Origin of the sequence: uncultured Anaerococcus sp. (assembly GCF_937934665.1) — a bacterium.
Classification (GTDB): domain Bacteria; phylum Bacillota; class Clostridia; order Tissierellales; family Peptoniphilaceae; genus Anaerococcus.
Genome location: NZ_CALGYW010000105.1, coordinates 1 through 16,829 on the forward strand (window position 1 = coordinate 1; position 16,829 = coordinate 16,829).

Here is a 16,829-nt window from a genome sequence, read left to right on the forward strand (position 1 = left end):
TTCTGGGTAGGCATAGGTTAATATTTCATCAATATTTAAATTTGCTGCCTTGTTTTTTTGCTTGTTTAAGCCAGAAAGAATTGATCCTAGGTAGTCTTCTAGGTCAGATTTTTCCATGCCTGTCCTATCTACTATGGCCTTGGTTAAGTCTTTTAGCTCTTGGTCTGTTATTTTTTCTTGGTTATAAGTATCAAGATTTGTAGCTAATTCTTCTATTGTTCTTACTAGATTATCATTTAATTTATCTTTTTCATTTTCTAATATAGCTAGTAGGCTGTCCTTATTTAGGATAAGGGCTGATATTTGTGATGTGTCTTTTTCTGGAGTAGTTTCTTCTATAGTCTCTTCTTTGGAGTTATCTTTTTCTACTACTTGGATTTCGTTTCCATTAGAATCTGTGGCCACAATTTGAGTATCAGCGTCTTTTTCTTCTTTTTTCTCTTCAGTCGGTTTTACTTCTTCTTTTTGACTTCCTTCTTCATCATCGTCCTTAGCTTCTTTTTTGTTTATACCAGTGTATCTTGGGTTTTTGACTTTTCTATTGTTTAGAGAGTATTTTTCTATACTGGTATTTTTCTTATCTACCTTAGTTTCTAGGCTAAGTTTGGCTATAAAACCTGCTAGAACTTCAAATTCTATCTTCTCAGCAAAAGGTATTTCTTGAGAAAATTCCTTTTTGATGACAAAGCCTTCTCTTGTATTTTCATAGTAGTCTAATTTTATCTTTGTATCTTTTATTTCTTGCTTATCATCTAATTTAAGGTTGTAGGCTACTTTTTTTACTTCTTTGTCAAAGTTTTCAATGTAGTCTGTCCATTTGACAGTATCTTTTGTCTGTAGGAAGTTTAGTAGGTCTGTTTCTACGATTTCACCCTTGATGTGGCCAGTTTCCTTATCGTTCCTATCTAGGCTTAAGATTTCCTTTTCACTTTCTCCTTCTCTTATGATTTCCTTGTTTATAATAAGGTTATAGGCAAGATTTATCCTTTTTTCACCATTGTCTAGGCCCGTATATAGGTCATAGTCCCTAGCTTCCTTGGCATCTCTAATATCTGCTACAACTTCCATGATTATTTCGTCGTAGGCCTTACTTTTTAAGCTTAGAGCTTCTAAGTCTCCTTGAGTTTTTTCTTCCTCAAGGTCTATCTCTTCTAGCTTTCCGTCTATTTTTGCCATAGCTTTTAGGAGCCTTAGGTCTTTGATATTTGAGTTTGGATTTGGCGTGAGCCTTAAGTTTAGGTCTCTATCCCCATTTTCAGGGCTTTTATTTGTTATTTTTACCTGGTAGGTTATTTTATCCAAACTTTCTTCTAGCTTAGCCCTTAGATCTAGCTTATAGGAGTCTGTTTCTAGATTTTTGCTATTATCTACAGATCTTTCTAGGTTCTTTTTCTCATCTGTTTTTTGATTTAGGGTCATAATTGAGGAAGTATCGTCATAGGTCTTTACTTCTTCTCCTGCTGCCATGACGCCTGTTGGCATGGACATAGCTGTGGCTATAATAAGCGCAAATGTTTTTCTTGCTAGTATATTAATTTTCCCTTTCATAACAACCTCCCTTCTTAAAGTTCATATCCATTTTTAGTAGTATAAGATTTTTTAATATTTATTCGAATTCTTTCCTTCCAAATTTTATATTTATTAGTAGATAATTCTTCTCAATTTTTTACTTTTTAGTCTTTTGAAATATGATATTACATTAATTTAATATTTCGCTAAAAACAAGTTATCTGTTTATCTTTTTCTTTTTTAAAGATAGTTCTTCTTATGTCTCTATTTTATCATATTTCAATATAAAATATAGGGGATTTTGTCTTTATTCTTCAAAATACAAATATATAAAAACCATTTAATATTTTCTAAAATCTGCACAAAAAAATCAGGGCTTTTTGTCTAACCCCGATGATTTTATTTAATATTTTACCCTAGACTAAGCTATAGGGAATCATTATCTTTTCTATGCCGTCCTTGGTTTTGACATTTTCTATAAGTGCCCTTACTCCAAAGGCTTCCTTTATATTTTCCTCATTTATTATTTCCCTACTCCCGTAAAAGTATCTAGCATTTTTTCTTAAGATAAGAACCTTATCTGCTATCTTTAGGGCGTAGTTTGGATAGTGGGTATTAAAAATAACGGTTAGGCCCTTTTTCTTGGCAAGGTCTTTTAGGGTTGTAATAATCTTTAGTTGGTTTTTAAAGTCTAGACCACTTTCTGCCTCATCTAATATAAGGAGTCTAGGATTTTTTACAAGGGCTCTCGCTATTATTAGCATCTGGACTTCTCCACCACTTAGCTTTGAAGAGAGCTTGTCAGCTAAATGACTTATTTCCAAGTCTTCCATGATTTTCATTGCTTTTTTATAATCAATTTTGCTCGGATTTCCAAAAGGGCCAATCTTACCTGCTAGGCCAAAGACAACCATATCAAGACCTGTATAGGCAAAGGCCGCTTCTCTTTTTTGAGGAATATAGGAAACTTGATCCCAAAATTCTTTTTTGTCGTAGGCTTTAAGATTTTTTCCATCAAAAGTTATTTCACCCTCATTTAGGCTTTCAAAGCCACATATGGACCTGATTAAACTTGTCTTTCCTATTCCATTTGGTCCCATAATGGCTAAGATTTGGCCGGAATTTAGGTCAAATGATAGGTTAGAAAACAAAACCTTATCAGCTTTGTAAGAAAACTTGGCATCTTTTACTTCTAATCTCATCTAAAAACTCCTCCTGTTGACCTAATTAATTTTATAAAGATAGGTGCTCCTATGATGGCTGTAAGAATTGAAATCGGTAGCTCTACCACTGATACACTCCTTGATAGGGCTTCTATCATTACCATAAGCCCTCCTCCTAAAGATAGGGATACTGGCAATAAATACCTAGTATTGGCCCCTACCATCATCCTCGCCATGTGGGGAATAATAAGTCCAATAAAGCCAATTTGTCCACATAGGGAAATAGATGACGCTGTTATCATGGTTGAGGCAAGGATAAGCCTTAGCCTGGTTTTTTTGACATCAAGACCCAAGCTTTCTGCCTCATCTTCTGATAGACTTAGGATATTTAGAGAATATCCGTAAGTCCAAATTATAAGGATTCCTAAAAGTATAATTGGCCCTGCAAAAATTAGGTTTTTATAGGAGCTTCTAGCAAAGGATCCCATCAGCCAATAGGTAATGGCAGGAAGCTTGTCTGTAGGATCTGCCATATATTTTAAAAGCGAACCAAGGGCGTTGGCAAGGGATGAGGCCACAAGACCAGATAAAATAAGCATGATAGTAGGCGCCCTCCCATCTTTTTTGGCAATTTTTAGAACAAAGAAAACTCCAATTAGACCCGTTATCATGGCAAGAATCTGAATCCCAAGACTGGTTAGGGATAAGACTATGCCAAGGATTGCTCCAAGAGATGCAGATGAGGCTACTCCTAGGATATCAGGGGTGGCAAGGGGGTTTGCAAATATAGACTGGAAGGAAAGACCTGCCACAGCAAGACCAGAACCTACGATAAGGGCTGTTAGGACCCTTGGTAGTCTGATATTTATTAGAACTGACTCGAGCATAGGGTCGTAGGCTTCATTTTTTATAAAGGATAGGAAAAATCCTAGAATTTCTCTAGGACTTAAGGGCATCCTACCGAGGGAAAGGCCTAAAAGGCTTGCTAAAATCGGTAGGATTATTAATATAAATAGACCTATTGGCCTAAATTTTCTTTCTTTGATTAGTAGGTTTTTTATCATATATCAAACATATCGTCTACTTGGTCGTCTGTTAAATCATACTTATACCAGGTCTTGTAATAGTCTTTGATTTCGCCTTTTAGGTCGTAGTCATCAAAGGCTTCTGGGAAAGTTACGTTAGCAAGCCAAGCATATACTAAAGGAGCGTCAGGATTTGGTGTAAGCCAGTTCCACATACCAAGTTTTGAGTTGTAGACTCTTTTGTTTTTGACTGCATCCATATTTGAAAAGTCAAAGCCTTCTACCTTGTTTTCAAAAACGTCACTTGTAGTCATGTTTAGAAGGCCTGGACCGTCTAGGTATAATACTTGTGGGTCTTGTTTATAAATCTCTTCTACATTTACCTTGGCATAGCCTTTGGCATCTTCAAATACATTTGAAACGCCAATTCTTTTTAGCCAAAAATCACCAAAAGTTCCCTTACCTGCAACCATTGGCACACCTTCGTTGTATTTCCATAAGATCATGCCATTTGGTCTGTCTTTTTGATCTACTGTTGCGATTCTTTCCTCTACATCTTTGACGATTTTTTCTCCTGCGGCTAGGAAGTCATCAGTTTTGCCTTCTTCTCCAAAGACATCTTCCAAAAGTTTTAGCCATTGACCATACCTATCGATTGGGTCAGCTTGGCCAAGAGTACCTATGGTAGCAAAACCTACACAAGGAATGCCTGACTTGGATAGGGCTTCGTAGCGATCCTTATTTGTAGCATTGTAGAAAATTACATCTGGTTTTAATTTTACAATCTCTTCTATATTTAGGTCTGATTGGCCATGAACAGTTTCATCTGCATCCATTAGCTCTGGAGCTATATCTTTTAGGACTGTTTTTTCTGCCACTTGTTTAAGACTTCCTGCATAGCCAACTATATATGGAGCTTCTCCTCCGTGGTAGGCCATGTAGGTTGATAAAATAGGAACCTGGTCTATTACAACTCTTTTTATTTCCTTCGGTAAGACTACTTCATTGCCAGCATGGTCTGTAATAGTTCTAGTCTCACTATCTTCTGAAAGCTCTTCGCCTTTAGGCTCTTCGCTTTTAATTTCGCTAGCTTCTTCTTTGACTTCTGTTTTTTCTTCTATTTGAGAGGTCTGTTTTTCCTCTCCTTTATTGCATCCACTAAGGCCTGCCAATAAAAAGGCATTAATGGATAAGGCATAAAATATTTTTTTAATTGCTTTCATATTATCCTCCTTAAGATAAATCTGACTAAAATAGTCTACTTTATATTATATCAAATTATTAAAAACTTGCTAAATTCTTTACAAAAAAAGACGGCTCAGAAAGAACCGTCTCCATAAATTTTTATAAAGTTTCTATACAGTCTACAAATTTTTTGGCTATATTTTGTGGTCTTGTTATAGCTCCCCCCACAACAACTGTGAGGGCTCCTAGTTCTAGAACTCTTTTTGCCTTTTCCGGCTTATCTATATTACCCTCTGCTATTACTGGGTGATTTACTTTCTCAATTATTTCCCTAAGAATCTTAAAGTCATCATCGTCTATTTTATCATTTTTGGATTGAGGAGTGTATCCGACCATGGTTGTGCCTATGTAGTCAAAACCTAGTTTATCTGCCATAACAGCCTCATCTACTGTAGAACAATCAGCCATAAGCTTAATATCAGGATACTTAACCCTTATTTCATCATAGAAATCTTTTAGACCTTCGTTTTTTGGCCTTTTAGCATTGCTGGCATCAGTTGCGATTATATCAACCCCTTCAGCTACTAGGGCATCTATCTCATCCATGGTTGGAGTGATATATATTTCACTATTGTCATAGTCTTTTTTTATAATTCCAATTATTGGTAGGTCTACATTTTTCTTTATTTCTCTTATATCGCTAACAGTATTTGCCCTAATACCAACAGCTCCTGCCATTTTAGCTGCGAGGGCCATCCTACCCATGATAAAAGATGAGTGGAGGGGTTCCCCCTCTAAAGCCTGGCAAGAAACAATTAGGCCTTTTTTTAATTTTTCATTTATTTCCATCGTCTTTCTCCTTTATTACCTGAAGCATTTCATTGACAGACTTCATAAGCCTAATTTCAGGGTCTTTATTTTTTTATCATAGTCTATATAATAAAGTTTGCCGTTATAGACCCTGTAACCGTAGGTTTCTAGGTCTTTTTCCACTACTTCTCCTGTGAGATAATTTATTATATCCATTTTAAATAGGTATTTCGCTTCATCAAATTTTACTGGTGTTTGAATTATTACATTTTCTCCAATAAAACTTATAACTTTTTCGTCAGTTAACTGATAATCAATATCGCCTATTTTTAGCTTATCATCTTTTGTTTTAAAAACTTCGTAATTTGCTTTGCCGTCTTTAAAATGTTTACCTGTGCCTAATAGACTTAATTCAGTATTTTCTTCTACTAATTCTGGCTCTTGATCAAGGTCTTTCGTTAAATCTAACTTATATAGGTTTGTGCCTGTGCCCATAGCAAATTTTGTTAGGTAAGCTTCTTTGTCGGTTATAGCAACATTTATTAAACTGCCGCCTTCCTTAATCTTGCTTGCTTCATAGACTCCAACCTTGCCGTTTTTAAGGTCTACATATCCAAAACCAGATTTTGTATTATCAAGCTTGGAATTATTATCTTCTCCCTCATAGAAGGAATAAAATCCGTAAATCCTATCGCCTACCATACCTACCGGTCTAAAACTTTCATTTATCTTAAATTCATATAGAAGAGTTAAATCTTCTCCATTAATTTTTCTTATTGAAAAATCATTATCTGGATAAGAACCTAATATAAATACATTGTTTGAAAATGGTACGTATGATGCGAAATAGTCTTTGCCATAATCCCTTATATCTGTTAGTCTATCGCACACTTCCCCTCCCCTTACTGTAACTAGGTTAAAATAAGAAAAGAATAAGTCATCTTCTGTAAGGGCTTTTTCATCTGTATTCTCGTCTTTTTTGAAATCTTTTCCACTTTTTTTGTCAGACTTTTTATCTGATTTTTTCTTTTTTTCTTTCTTATTTTTTTCGGAATTATCTGAATCTTCTTTTTTGTCCTTCTCGTCTTTTTCCTTTGATTTTTCTACAGAAATCACTTCTTTTTCTGGCTTATCTTCTGGATAAGTTCTATTTATTTCATTTTCTTCCTCATCTTCTTCATTTTCTATATCTTTATCATCAACTACTTCACTATCTTCTTGAGTATTTTCGCTAATTTCTTCTTGTTTTTGTGCCTCTGTTGCTTTTAATTCATCAGTATTTTTTTGATCACAAGCAACAAGACTTAGTGCAAGCATCGCTAATATAAGTGTTTTTTTCATTAGTTACTCCTTAAAGCTTCTATGGCAGATAATTTGGTTGCACGTCTGGCTGGAATATATCCTGCGAGAACTCCTACAAGGGATGAAAATCCAACTCCCACTATAGCAAGTAGGGGGCTTATGGCTATAACTTCGCTACCTGTGCCAATCATACCTCCGCCTGCCATTAATCCATTTATTATTTTACCAACTCCAAGAGATATCAAAAGGCCAATTATACCTCCAAAAAATCCTATAAAGCCAGATTCTATCAAAAACATCCCCCTGATATCATTTATAGAAGCTCCGATTACCTTCATTACCCCTATTTCCTTTTGCCTTTCATATATTGACATGAGCATGGTATTTATAATACCAATGGCTGATACAACAAAGGCAACTGAGCCTATCCCACCTAAGATTAGGGTTACTTGCATAGTTTGTTTTTTGATTTCATCTGCAGACCCCGCCTCCGATTGGGTATTGTAGCCAAGTTTTTTGATGTCTTTTTCAATTGTCTCTAGGTTCTCCACATCATCTACTATGACTCTGAGGCTATCGTATTTGATTTTGTCAGATTTTTCTTGGATTGGTTGACCATTTTCGTCAAAGTTGTTTTCTAATTGAGGATATTTTATTTTTTTATCTTCTTCCTTAAGTCTTTTATAAAAACTTTCGTTCACATAGGAAGACCATCCCTTAAGAAGTGCCTTGGAATTAAGCTTACCAGCAAGTTTTACATTCACATCCACATAGCTTGGTTTGTTATCATCCTCATTTTGATTTTCTTCATTGCCAAAATGAACTCCATCGTCTGATTCGTCCTTAAAACCTAGACGGTAGTAGTATTCGTGGCTTTGAAGATTAAATTCTTCTTCAAGAGGCATAGTAGACCAACCGCCGTCTGGCATCATTTCAACTTTTTGAACGTCTGCATTTTGTCCTAGGACTATAGAATCATTCATAGATGGAGAGATAGGGCCTCCCCATTCGAACATATCCTTTGATAGAAGCCTAAAAACGTCGTCTGGTATTACTTCAAAGGAGGTGTTTAGCATATATTCCTGACTTTTATCAAGCCAGATTTCTCCCCAAAAGTTTATGGAAGGGACAACCGCCCTTACTCCCTTTACTTTTTTAAGCTTATTTATATCGGTATCTTTGACTTCCATGTTTTCTGCTGGGTTATCTCCTATAATTTGGATGGATGTAAGTCCTCCGAAAGATTCTATCATTTCCTTTTGAGAATTTGAAATACCTGTAGCAAAGGCAAGCATAAGGATTATAGAGGTAGCACCGATTACTACTGATAGGACTGTAAGGATGGTTCTTGATTTTCTACGAGCTAGGTTTCTTAGGGCAATTATTACCCTGTCACTAATCTTCATCGTCTATCAACAACTCCTCATCTTCTTTTTTATGCTTTTTCTTTCTATAGAGGATAGCTACTAGGATGATTATTACAATTAATCCACCCCAAAGAAAAGGTGATGTTAATACTGAGCCTTGGTTCATAGAAGGATCTTCCATTCCCATTTCACCTGTCATTTCTCCTGGCTTTTCCCCATTCATATCCTCTGGCATGCCTTCCATAACTTCCTTGCTAAAATCCTTAATCTGGGTGTGGACCTTGCCAGTTGAATCTTCGTAGGATAGCATGATTTGACCTTCGATTTCTCCAGGTCTTGTAGGAGTAGCTGTAAAAGAGAAGGTCTCTTGGGTACCTGTATTAAAATTACCTATAAATTTCCTATCGTTTTCAATTTTTATTCCCTTACCTATGACATCACACATAAAGGTATTTAGGTTATCCTTGCCAGTATTGTAGATATTTACTGACATTTCTGTCGGATTTCCGACCATAAGTTCGTCTGTTTTTAATTCACCCATGGTTACTCCCGCCCTTTGGACAACAGGGATGCCAATGGCTTCTGTAGTTTTATATTGGTTGCCATCTGCGTCTTCATATTCTATTGATAGGTTAATTACATAATTACCTGCAACAGCATTTGGTAAAACATTCATTGTGATGTGCTTGTTGGCTGTATTCCAAGGATAAAGGGCTGCTACATAAAATGAATTTGATTGGTTTACAGGTGAGAAAACTGACCCGTCTGATACCATAGAATTATTTTCGCCTGTGTTTTGTGGTTGGGCCCCTAGGTTTTGTTCTATAGTTGCTTTTAGGTTATATATGGTATTTCTTGAATTTGTATTATAAAGACCAAAGGATAGGTCAAAACTTTTACCAGCTTGGGCAATTTTTGGACTTAGCTGGTAGTAAGAGATCATTATCTTTGGTTGGTTTTTTACATTGGCTGACATTTCCATTTGGTTGTTTTCATTTTCGTTCATCTATAATACCTCGTCTATGGTTAATTTTTCGTGGACCTTATCAAGCTTTCCATCTCTCATAAAGAGGGTCCTGTCGGCAAATTCTGTCATTTCATCATCGTGGGTTACCATGATAAAAGTTTGCTCGTTTTTTGTAGTTATGTCTTTTATAAGTTTCATAATTTCAAAAGATGTTTTTGTATCAAGGTTACCTGTTGGTTCGTCTGCAAATATTATTGAGGGATTTCCCACAAAGGCTCTGGCAATTGATACTCTCTGCTGTTGGCCCCCTGATAATTCGTTTGGTTTATTGTTCATCCTGTGAGAAAGACCTACAGCATCAAGGATTTTGGCCGCTTCTTTTTTTCTCTGACTTGTCTCTATCCCCTTAAAGGTAAGAGGAAGGGCTACATTTTCCCAGGCTGATAGGTAGGGAAGAAGGTTATAGGACTGGAAGACAAAACCTATATTTAGGTTTCTAAACTTGGTAATCTTATCTTCACTAAGCTTTGTTAAGTCTATATTTCCATAGCTAATCCTCCCCTTAGTTGGTCTTTCTAGACCTGCTAGCATATTTAAAAGGGTAGATTTACCTGACCCTGATGTGCCAAGGAGGGCTATAAATTCGCCCTTATTGATGTCGATATTTATCCCATCTAAGGCCTTAATTATTGTCCCGCCTAACTTATAATATTTTTTTAAATCTCTAACTTCTATTAGACTCATAATACCTCTTTAGTGTTTGGTTATATGTATTACACCTAAGTTTATTTTATCATAAAAAAATCTCTATTACAATAGACTTATTTATATTATAATGATAGTTTTTGTCAATCTTCCTTAAAATTTTTGTAAGAAATCATATCCACAAAAAGAAAAGATCTCCCCAGTACCAGAGTGCCTAAAAAAAATAATATTTAATAATAATTTTTTAATTGGGATTCATGGATTCTTCATAACTTTGTTCGTATAGACACAATAAAATCAACATTGTCAATAGTTTGAGACTAGGTCTTTATAATCTTTCTAAAAATAAAATATTTCTTCTTTCCCATCTCTTAAGTCCCAAAGGAGTTCCCTGTATTTGCCCTCATAGATAGCAAGGATCTTATCCATAGACATGGATTTTCCTGGCATGGTTTTAAACTCTTCATAATTCGTCCAAGCTAGAGTCCCTTCCCTATTTTCCCTTATCAAATCTCCGCTAAAGTCACTTGCCTCATAAAGAAGTCCCACATCTTTTCTATCATCTGTTAGCCAGGTTATAATGCCAACAAGCTTAGGATTTTTTATATCAAGGTTGGTTTCTTCCTTGGCTTCTCTTATGACTGAGTCTTCAAATGATTCAGTTAGCTCTACCTTGCCACCTGGAAAGGTAAGGCCCTCCCAGCCATATTTTTTGACCTTATCAAGGACTAGAACCTCTCCTGTTTCCTTATTATAGATTTTTACCATATTCATTAACAAAATTTTCATCTATTCTCCTTAGGATTTTTGTAAAGAAAAAGCCCGCAATAATGCAAGGCCATTTCTTTATTATCTATAGTCTTTCTAGACTGATTTTTACTTCCTTGTCGTTAAGCTCTACTACTTCAGTTTCTAGGCTGGTGTTTTCAAGCTTATCGGCTAGGGTTTCTTTTTTAATTTCTTCTCTAAACTTATCTAAAGACTTAGCAAGGTCTGAGTCTGCCTCATAGGAAATATTTATCCTATCTGTTACCTCAAAACCAGAGTCTTTTCTTAGGTTTTGGATTTTGGAGATAAACTCTCTTGCATAACCTTCATCTTTTAAGTCCTCGGTGATTTCTGTATCAAGGATTACAAAGACATTGCCGTCGATTTCTACATCAAAACCTTCTTTGGCAGATATCCTTATATCTAGGTAGTCTTTAGTAACCTCAAATTCTTCGCCAGCTATTTCTACCTTAACAGGTCCCTCATTAACTTGATCTATAAAGGCCTTGGCATCTGTAGATGCTAGGTATTTGGCAAAGTCATTTACCTTAGATTGGAAAATCCTACCCACAACCCTGAAGTCTGGTTTTAGGAAGTAGTCCATAAAGTCTGATAGGTCATCTTCAAAGTCAACTTCTTTGATATTTAGTTCTTCTTTTATAAGTGGAAGGAGCTTTTCTAGTCTTTCCTTGTAGGAACCGTCAACAATTATCTTTGAAAGTGGTTGACGAACCTTGATTGATTCTTTCTCTCTTGAGGCACGGCCAAGGTTAACTATCTTTCTAACAAGGTCCATGTCAGCTTCAAGCTTAGTATATATTAGGCTTTCATCTACTTCTGGAAGTATTTGTGTGTGAACAGTCTTAGCTCCAGTTAGTTTTTGGTAGATTTCTTCTGCTAAAAATGGTGTGATTGGCGCAATTAGCTTAGTTAAAGCTAGTAGGACATCATAGGTTGTCTTATAAACAGATTTTTTAGAATCAGTTAATTCTTGAGACCAAAATCTCTTTCTATTACGTCTGATATACCAGTTTGATAAATCTTCTACGACAAAGTCAGAAATCTCATGAACAACCTTGTTGTACTCAAAGTTTTCCATTTCTTCATAGTAGGATTTGATAAGACTATTTAGTCTTGAGTATAACCAGCGGTCTATGCCGTCTTTTTCTACTCCTTCAAAGGACTTGATGTCAGCTAAGGTTAGCCCATCTGTACCTGCATAGAGGGTGAAGAAGTTATAAACATTTTCGAAGGTCCTAAAGAAGTTGTTTTTAACTTCTACAAGGCCCTTTTCGTCAAACTTAGTTTGCATCCAGGCTGGAGATACGTAGAGAGAATAAAATCTCACTGCATCTGCCCCATATTTATCAAAAAGTTCGAATGGATCTAGGGTATTGCCCTTTGACTTTGACATCTTTTGGCCGTTTTTATCTACAACTAGGTCGTTTACAAGGACATTTTTGTATGGTGCTCTTCCCATGGTAATAGTTGAAATTGCCATTAGGGAGTAGAACCAACCCCTAGTTTGATCAATTCCCTCACAGATAAAGTCTGCTGGGTAGTAACCTTCTTCAAAAAGTTCCTTATTTTCAAATGGATAGTGAAGTTGCGCGAAAGGCATGGCTCCTGAGTCAAACCAAACGTCCATTACGTCAGGTACTCTTGTCATAGTGCCCCCACACTTGTCACACTTGATGTGGACATTGTCTACATATGGTCTGTGAAGTTCTATATCTTCTGAAATATCTTCAATTGCACGTTCTTTAAGCTCTGCACGGCTTCCTACTGTATCTGTATGGCCGCATTCACATCTCCAAATATTTAGAGGAGTTCCCCAATATCTAGATCTTGATATTGCCCAGTCTTTGACATTTTCTAGCCAGTTTCCAAATCTCTTATCCCCTATAGTTTGTGGGTACCAGTTTACTGTTTGGTTATTTTCCACCATTTTATCTGAGAATTTGCTCATTTCTATATACCAAGATGGTCGTGCATAATAAATAAGTGGAGTATGGCATCTCCAGCAGTGTGGGTAGTTATGCTCTACAGTATCTTTAGCAAAAACCTTGCCTTCACCCTGAAGGTGGCGCCAGATTTTTTCATTTGTATCAAAGACAAATTCACCCTTCCAAGGTGTTTCTGTAAATTTACCCTCAAGGTCAACTGGTTGGATAAAGTCTAGGTCGTATTTTCTACAAGCTTGGTAGTCGTCCTCACCAAAGGCTGGAGCGATATGAACTATACCTGTACCGTCTTCTGCAGATACATAGTCAGCGAGGATAACCTTAAAGGCCTTGCCTGGCTTAGTTTTTACATATGGCATTAGTTGCTCATATTCCATAAGCTCAAGGTCAGTACCCTTCATCTCTTCTACTACTTCATAGTCTCTCTTATCCATGAGTTTTTCCATAAGAGATTTGGCCATGTAGTAATAAGCTTTATCTTCCTTGTCAAAGACCTTTACATAGTCAAGGTCAGGGTGAACTGCAAGGGCTAAGTTTGATGGAAGAGTCCAAGGAGTAGTAGTCCATGCTAGGAAATACTCATTATCTGAATCTTTCTTTTTAAACCTAACTGTAAGGGTAAGGGTCTTTTCCATTTCATAGCCTTGGGCAACCTCGTGGCTTGCAAGACCTGTCCCACATCTTGGGCAGTATGGCATAACCTTGGCACCCTCGTAGATATAGCCTTTTTTAAAGGCCTTATCTAATAGCCACCATTCAGTTTCTATGTAATCATTGTCCATGGTTACATATGGGTGGTCCATATCGTATAAAAATGCCATCCTATCTGACATATCTCGCCACATATCAGAATACTTCCATACAGATTCCTTACAAAGGTGGTTAAATTTCTCTATACCATATGCTTCGATGTCATTTTTATCGTGAAAACCGAGTTCTTTTTCAACTTCGATTTCTACAGGCAATCCGTGGGTATCCCAACCTGCTTTTTTAAAAACCTTGTATCCCTTCATATTTTTATAACGGCTGGTCATATCCTTTAGAGTTCTTGCTATAACGTGGTGGATACCTGGCTTGCCGTTGGCTGTTGGAGGCCCATCGTAGATTACATATTCATCAGCGTCTTCACGAGTCTTAAAAGTTTCTTCTAAAAGGTCAATTTCATTCCAATAATCTTTTAGTTTGGCTTCTCTAGATTTTACATCCTTGGAGTTAACTTCCTCAAATTTTAAATCGCACATAATTTTTCCTTCCTAATAAAAAAGGACCGTCCATACAGACGGTCCACTTATTTCCTAATTTGCTCTTAAGGCTTGGCATTCCTGCTAGGCTACTTATTCACCCAACAAACAATAAAGATGATCTTCATTTATAAAGCCCCTAGCATTCTCACCAACCATGCCTCTCTGAAGGTTTTTTATAAACTACTCTTCTTTATATAGTCAATATTCTTCCTCTAATGTACTATTTTACACCTATTTGTCAAATATGTCTTATAACCTTAAATTTCTCTAGGGTATAGATATCATAATCATCTACATTGGCAAGGTCTTTGGCATCTTCAAACATTTGGTAGTCTGTTTCATAATCTTCCCTAAAAACCATAACAGGGTTGTTGGCATAGGATAAAAGTAGCCCTGAATAAACACCAAAGTCTTCAAGTCTTTCTATCTGCTCAACCTTACTTATTTCTAAAACCTGGATATAGACATCATCAAGGTCAGAAAGTCTTAGGGCAAAGGCATTGTCAAAAATACCTAGATTTACCACTTCGTGGATGATATCAAGGGCGATATTCGCCCTGGTTGGGTAGATTGATCCTGATCTTTCAAGCCTATCACCCTTACTTATTTGAATCAAAACTCCATTGTGGTTATCTTTAAATTCTCCGTCATACTTATCAAGATACTTGCTAGTTTCTAGATAATATTTTAGTGAATCATAGGCTAAATCAACAAACTTATCGTTAAGCATCTAAAAGTTCCTCTATATCTTTTGCAATATTTTCAGGTTTCTTTTGTGAACCGTATCTTTTTACTACTTGGCCATTTTTATCTATTAAAAATTTTGTAAAATTCCACTTGATAGCCTTTGAACCAAGGCCTGACTTTTCTTCCTTAAGGAAGGTATATAAAGGATCCTCGTTTTCTCCATTTACATCAATCTTATCAAAGCGGTCAAAGCTCGTTCCGAAATTTAAGGCGCAGAAATCATTTATCTCATCTATTGTACCTGGAGCCTGACTTCCAAATTGGTTACAAGGGAAATCTAGGATTTCAAAACCTTGGTCCTTGTATTTTTTATAAAGCTCTTCTAAAGCGTCATATTGCTTGGTAAAACCACACTTGGTAGCAGTATTTACAATAAGAAGAACCTTGCCCGCATATTTTTCAAGCGAAACTTCATCGCCTCTGTCATCTTTAACTGTAAAATCATAAATTGTTGTCATAATATCTCCTCAGTCTTTCTCTTATAAAGATTATACAAGATTATGGAAAAAAATCAGTTGACAAAAATAAAAAAAGCCTATATACTAATGTCATATCATAAACTTAATATAAGAAAGAGTAGTATAAGGAATTGATTTTAGAGAGCCTCGTTGTGGTGAAAGAGGTAGACAGACCTTATATGAAGATGGTTCTTATCTAGGATTTCTCGATATTTAGAGATTTACGTTAGCTTACGTTACAAAGCGCGAGTATGTTAGTACTCAGTGAGTTTATATAAGTGATTATATAAAAATTTAAGGTGGTACCGCGATTTACGCCCTTGTTATTTCTGTAGAAATAATGAGGGCTTTTTTTATTAGCTTTATGATAAAAAAATTAAGGAGTATATCATGACAGAAAAAACCTACAAAAACATCGACACAGCTTGTCTAAGGGCAGGCTACGCACCAGGAAATGGAGAGGCGAACATCCCTCCTATAACCCAATCAACAACCTTTAACTACGAATCAAGTAAACAGGTTGCAGATCTTTTTGACCTAAATGACCCTGGATTTTTTTATACAAGACTTGGAAACCCTACAACAGATGTCCTAGAAAAAAGAATAGCCGCCCTTGATGGAGGAGTAGCAGCTGTTGCAACAGGATCAGGCCAAGCAGCTAACCTCCTTGCCATAATAAATATAGCAAAAAGCGGAGACCACGTTGTTGCTTTAAATAACATCTACGGTGGCACCTACAACCTCATAGGTGAGACTCTAAAGGACCTTGGCATAGAATCCACCTTTGTTTCTTTCAATAACTTAGAAGAAGCAGCCTCTGCTATAAAGGATAATACTAAACTTATTTTTGGAGAGTCCCTAACAAATCCTAGGGCTGATGTCCTTGACATAAAGGCCTATGCAGACCTTGCCCACAAGCACAATATTCCACTAATATTAGACAATACCCTAGCTACCCCTGCCCTTTTAAGGCCAATTGATTTTGGTTGCGATGTAGTGACCTACTCATCTAGCAAGTACCTTGACGGTCATGCGGCAGCAATGGGTGGAATCATAGTTGATTCTGGAAACTTTGACTGGGCAAAGGGAGACTACGATAAGCTTACCAAGCCAGATCAAACCTATCACGGCCTTGTCTTTACAGAACACTTTGGAAGGGCAGCCTATGCTGCAAGGCTAAGAACAGTAGGACTTCGTGATTATGGAACCATCCAATCCCCATTCAACTCTTTCCTAACCCTCCTAGGTGTGGATACCCTTGCCTTAAGGATGGAAAGACACAGTGAAAACGCCCTAAAAGTTGCAAGATTTTTAGAAAGCTCAGACCTTGTTGAAAGTGTATCCTATCCCTTCCTTGAATCTTCCAAATCTTATAAGCTTGCCCAAACCTACCTCAAAGGAGGCTCTGGAGTGATGAGCTTTTGTATCAAGGGAGATAGGGATACAGCTTCCAAATTTATAGACCACCTAAACTTAGTTACCCTTGCAGTCCACGTTGCAGATGCAAGAAGCCTTTGCCTGCACCCAGCAAGTTCTACTCATAGGCAATTATCAGGCGAAGACCTAGAAGCCATAGGAGTCTACCCAAACCTAATTAGGCTATCAATAGGCCTTG

General features: G+C 36.6%; 14 protein-coding genes. 1 reads left to right on the forward strand and 13 read right to left on the reverse strand.

Annotated features, from left to right (window positions below; genetic code table 11):
• From Q0410_RS05750 to Q0410_RS05810, 13 genes are all read right to left on the reverse strand, one after another.
• Positions 1-1,548 (reverse strand): hypothetical protein (locus Q0410_RS05750; RefSeq protein ID WP_299034155.1); only part of this gene is annotated, 1,548 nt, incomplete at its 3' end.
• A gap of 377 nt (positions 1,549-1,925) precedes the next feature.
• Positions 1,926-2,711, reverse strand: coding sequence for an ABC transporter ATP-binding protein (locus Q0410_RS05755; protein ID WP_299034158.1), 786 nt, complete (start codon positions 2,709-2,711; stop codon positions 1,926-1,928).
• Positions 2,708-3,736: an iron ABC transporter permease gene (locus Q0410_RS05760; RefSeq protein ID WP_299034161.1), complete on the reverse strand. Its 1,029-nt coding sequence runs from the start codon at positions 3,734-3,736 to the stop codon at positions 2,708-2,710. The genes Q0410_RS05755 and Q0410_RS05760 overlap by 4 nt, the downstream gene beginning before the upstream one ends.
• Positions 3,733-4,920 carry an ABC transporter substrate-binding protein gene (locus Q0410_RS05765; protein WP_299034164.1) on the reverse strand — a complete coding sequence of 396 codons (1,188 nt, stop codon included), beginning with the start codon at positions 4,918-4,920 and terminating at the stop codon, positions 3,733-3,735. The genes Q0410_RS05760 and Q0410_RS05765 overlap by 4 nt, the downstream gene beginning before the upstream one ends.
• Positions 4,921-5,041: 121 nt before the next feature.
• A complete protein-coding gene (locus Q0410_RS05770) occupies positions 5,042-5,731 on the reverse strand; it encodes an N-acetylmannosamine-6-phosphate 2-epimerase (RefSeq protein WP_299034168.1) in 690 nt (229 codons plus the stop codon).
• 42 nt (positions 5,732-5,773) lie between these two features.
• Complete coding sequence (locus Q0410_RS05775) at positions 5,774-7,033, reverse strand: hypothetical protein (protein WP_299034171.1); 1,260 nt, start codon at positions 7,031-7,033, stop codon at positions 5,774-5,776.
• The gene (locus Q0410_RS05780) at positions 7,033-8,400 is read right to left on the reverse strand and encodes an ABC transporter permease (RefSeq protein ID WP_299034174.1); all 1,368 of its coding nucleotides are present in this window, start codon (positions 8,398-8,400) and stop codon (positions 7,033-7,035) included. The genes Q0410_RS05775 and Q0410_RS05780 overlap by 1 nt, the downstream gene beginning before the upstream one ends.
• A complete protein-coding gene (locus tag Q0410_RS05785) occupies positions 8,390-9,367 on the reverse strand; it encodes a COG1361 S-layer family protein (RefSeq protein WP_299034177.1) in 978 nt (325 codons plus the stop codon). The genes Q0410_RS05780 and Q0410_RS05785 overlap by 11 nt, the downstream gene beginning before the upstream one ends.
• Positions 9,368-10,072, reverse strand: a complete 705-nt coding sequence (locus Q0410_RS05790; RefSeq protein WP_299034180.1) for an ABC transporter ATP-binding protein — start codon at positions 10,070-10,072, stop codon at positions 9,368-9,370.
• Between the two features lie 300 nt (positions 10,073-10,372).
• Positions 10,373-10,822 carry an 8-oxo-dGTP diphosphatase gene (locus Q0410_RS05795; RefSeq protein WP_299034183.1) on the reverse strand — a complete coding sequence of 150 codons (450 nt, stop codon included), beginning with the start codon at positions 10,820-10,822 and terminating at the stop codon, positions 10,373-10,375.
• 64 nt (positions 10,823-10,886) lie between these two features.
• Complete coding sequence (gene ileS / locus Q0410_RS05800; protein WP_299034186.1) at positions 10,887-14,006, reverse strand: isoleucine--tRNA ligase; 3,120 nt, start codon at positions 14,004-14,006, stop codon at positions 10,887-10,889.
• Between the two features lie 241 nt (positions 14,007-14,247).
• Positions 14,248-14,739 (reverse strand): hypothetical protein, encoded by a 492-nt coding sequence (locus Q0410_RS05805; RefSeq protein ID WP_299034188.1) that lies wholly within the window; start codon positions 14,737-14,739, stop codon positions 14,248-14,250.
• A complete protein-coding gene (locus Q0410_RS05810; protein ID WP_299034190.1) occupies positions 14,732-15,214 on the reverse strand; it encodes a glutathione peroxidase in 483 nt (160 codons plus the stop codon). The genes Q0410_RS05805 and Q0410_RS05810 overlap by 8 nt, the downstream gene beginning before the upstream one ends.
• A gap of 390 nt (positions 15,215-15,604) precedes the next feature.
• On the opposite strand from Q0410_RS05810, the gene Q0410_RS05815 reads away from it, so the two are divergent.
• A partial coding sequence (locus tag Q0410_RS05815) for an O-acetylhomoserine aminocarboxypropyltransferase/cysteine synthase family protein (RefSeq protein ID WP_299034193.1) occupies positions 15,605-16,829 on the forward strand: 1,225 nt, incomplete at its 3' end.